The sequence below is a fragment of the Carnobacterium sp. genome, assembly GCF_040274425.1.
This window is the reverse complement of the sequence record NZ_JBEMBC010000108.1, coordinates 1-2,571: the sequence shown is the minus strand read 5'-3', so window position 1 is coordinate 2,571 and position 2,571 is coordinate 1. Positions and strand designations below refer to the sequence as shown.

The 2,571-nt window shown below is 35.4% G+C and carries 2 protein-coding genes and 1 pseudogene; 2 read left to right on the top strand and 1 reads right to left on the bottom strand.

Annotation, left to right across the window (positions count from 1 at the left end; translation table 11 throughout):
- A partial coding sequence (locus ABS911_RS13655; RefSeq protein ID WP_350468019.1) for an alpha-amylase family glycosyl hydrolase occupies nt 1–1,305 on the top strand: 1,305 nt, incomplete at its 5' end.
- A 188-nt stretch (nt 1,306–1,493) separates the two neighbouring features.
- Here the strand turns inward: ABS911_RS13655 and treR are convergent.
- The gene (treR, locus tag ABS911_RS13650) at nt 1,494–2,210 is read right to left on the bottom strand and encodes a trehalose operon repressor (RefSeq protein ID WP_023179674.1); all 717 of its coding nucleotides are present in this window, start codon (nt 2,208–2,210) and stop codon (nt 1,494–1,496) included.
- Between the two features lie 149 nt (nt 2,211–2,359).
- On the opposite strand from treR, the pseudogene ABS911_RS13645 reads away from it, so the two are divergent.
- Nucleotides 2,360–2,571 (top strand): annotated as a pseudogene (locus ABS911_RS13645) (adenine deaminase); the annotation flags it as partial.

Here is a 2,571-nt window from a genome sequence, read left to right as displayed (position 1 = left end):
TACCAAGATTATTATATCTTACGTGAACCAAAAGCAGATGGAAGCCACCCGACAAACTGGGTCTCAAAATTTGGAGGCCCAGCTTGGGCTCCTTTTGCTGATACGGGAAAAGAGTACTTGCATTTATATGATGTATCCCAAGCAGATTTAAATTGGCGTAATCCGGAAGTAAGAGAAGAAGTTTTTAACGTTGTCAATTTTTGGTTAGAAAAAGGAGTAAAAGGATTCCGGTTTGATGTGATTAATGTTATTGGTAAAGAGGAACTACTTTTAGATGCAGAAGATGGAGTAGGAAAATCGTTGTATACAGATCGGCCAATCGCACATGAATTTATTCATGAAATGAACCAAAAAACTTTTGGGAAATACTCGAATATGATGACAGTTGGGGAAATGTCTTCAACAACGATTGAAAATGGGACTGTTTATTCTAATCCTGACAAACAAGAGTTGTCTATGGTCTTTAGTTTCCATCACTTGAAAGTCGATTATTTAGATGGTGAAAAATGGAGCAAAACACCATTTGATTTTATGGAATTAAAAGAATTATTAAATGATTGGCAAGAAGGCATGTCTAAAGGTAATGGTTGGAATGCGCTATTCTGGAATAATCATGATCAGCCGCGTGCCATCAGCCGCTTTGGAGATCCTGTGAATCACTTTGAAGCTTCTGCTAAGCTGTTAGCTCAGACGATTCATTTACTTCGAGGTACCCCTTATATTTATCAAGGGGAAGAAATTGGGATGACAAATCCAGAATTTCAAGACATCACAGATTATGTAGATGTGGAAACACATAATGCTTATAAAGAACTACAAGCAAAAGATCTGCCACATGAAGAAATTATGGAGATCATTAAAAGTAAATCTCGTGACAATAGCCGCACACCAATGCAATGGACAAACGAAAAAAATGCCGGTTTTACTACGGGACAACCCTGGATAAAATTAACTGAAAATTACCATCAAATCAATGTAGAAAAAGAACGAGCAGAAGGAACCATCTTTGATTTTTATAAAAAGCTTATTCAATTAAGAAAAGAGTTGAAAGTAATCTCTGAAGGGGATTACCGTGGGATCATGATGGATCATCCAAGTGTTTATGGTTATGTAAGAGAATATGAGGGAGAACAACTGCTTGTATTTAATCATTTCTATTCAGATCATGTGACTTTGGAAATTCCAGAAGAATTTTTAAATAGATCTAGTCGTTATCTTATCGGCAATAAAGAAGAAAGAATCTTAACTGCTAACTTAGAATTAGGTCCGTATGAAACAATTGCTTTTTATTTTGAAGCTAATTAAAACAAAAAAGAGAGTGATACAAAAAGCGTTTAGACCCGAATCACTGGAACGAATAAGCGCAGTGTGGTCATAGACCATCGAGCATTGTTCGCGAAGTGGACGTCGGGTCTGCTTTTTGGAGCATGTTTTAGAATGAATATTCGTATAAAAAAATGAGGCTAGGACTTTTGTCCCGGCCTCTTTTTTGTTTAAAGAGAATTTCGACGTCTGGCAAAATCAACGAAACGAAAACGATCTAAACGATGACGAGATTCAGTATGTTGAAAAAGTGTTGTGTTTTCTAGATAAACATCGCTTCTTACAACCACGACATGGGTGTCATCTTTTAAATTCATCAGCTGCTTGTCTTCTTCTGTAATAGGATCTACCGTTATTTCTTTTTGAGCATACCCAATAGTCAGACCTAATGTATGTTCAATGTAATGATACAATGAATCTTCAGCTGCATCTGTTGGAATACTTGGAACAATAGAAGTGAGCAGATAATCTTTATCTACAATAACCACTTCGCCATTTACTTTTCGTAAACGTTCAAGATACAAAACTGGCGTATTCAAAGGAATAGTTAAATGATCCGCTAACTCTTGAGAGACAGGTTGCAAACCGTTATGCATCACGATAGTTTGGCTATTCATTTGTTGAGCTACTTGAAGCTCTTTATAGCTGGTTAAGCCTGAAACAGGAAAATCAAACCGTTTCACGTCTAAAACAACAGAACCTTTACCTTGGATTTTTTGAATATAGCCTTTTTCTAATAGCAGGTTTAAAGCTTTTCGTATTGTTTCACGGGAAACATTGTATTGTTTTACTAATTCATTTTCGCTAGGTAAAAGATCTCCAGAAATAAAGCGTTGGTTTAAAATAGCTGCTTCGAGATCTAAAAAAATTTCATTAAACTTACTCATATAGAATCCTCACATTCCCTATCCTTAACCTGTATTTTAACATAATACAATAGGAAAAACTTACAAATAAAACAAAATAAAAGTTGTTTTTAAATCTAGCTAGTGTATTGTAGAATATAAAATTAAAAACAAAGATCAGGAGGCTTTTGATGAATTTAAGAACGTCAACATTGGAGAAAAGAATCAGCGTATCTGCTAAAAAAACGCCTGCCGATTTAGTCGTAAAAAATGGAATGATCGTAAACGTATTTACAGGAGAATTAATGAGCGGAGATATTGCAATCGTAGATGGGGTGATTGCTGGAATCGGTTCATATGAGGGAGCCAAAACAATTGATGCTAACAATAAAATAATCGTACC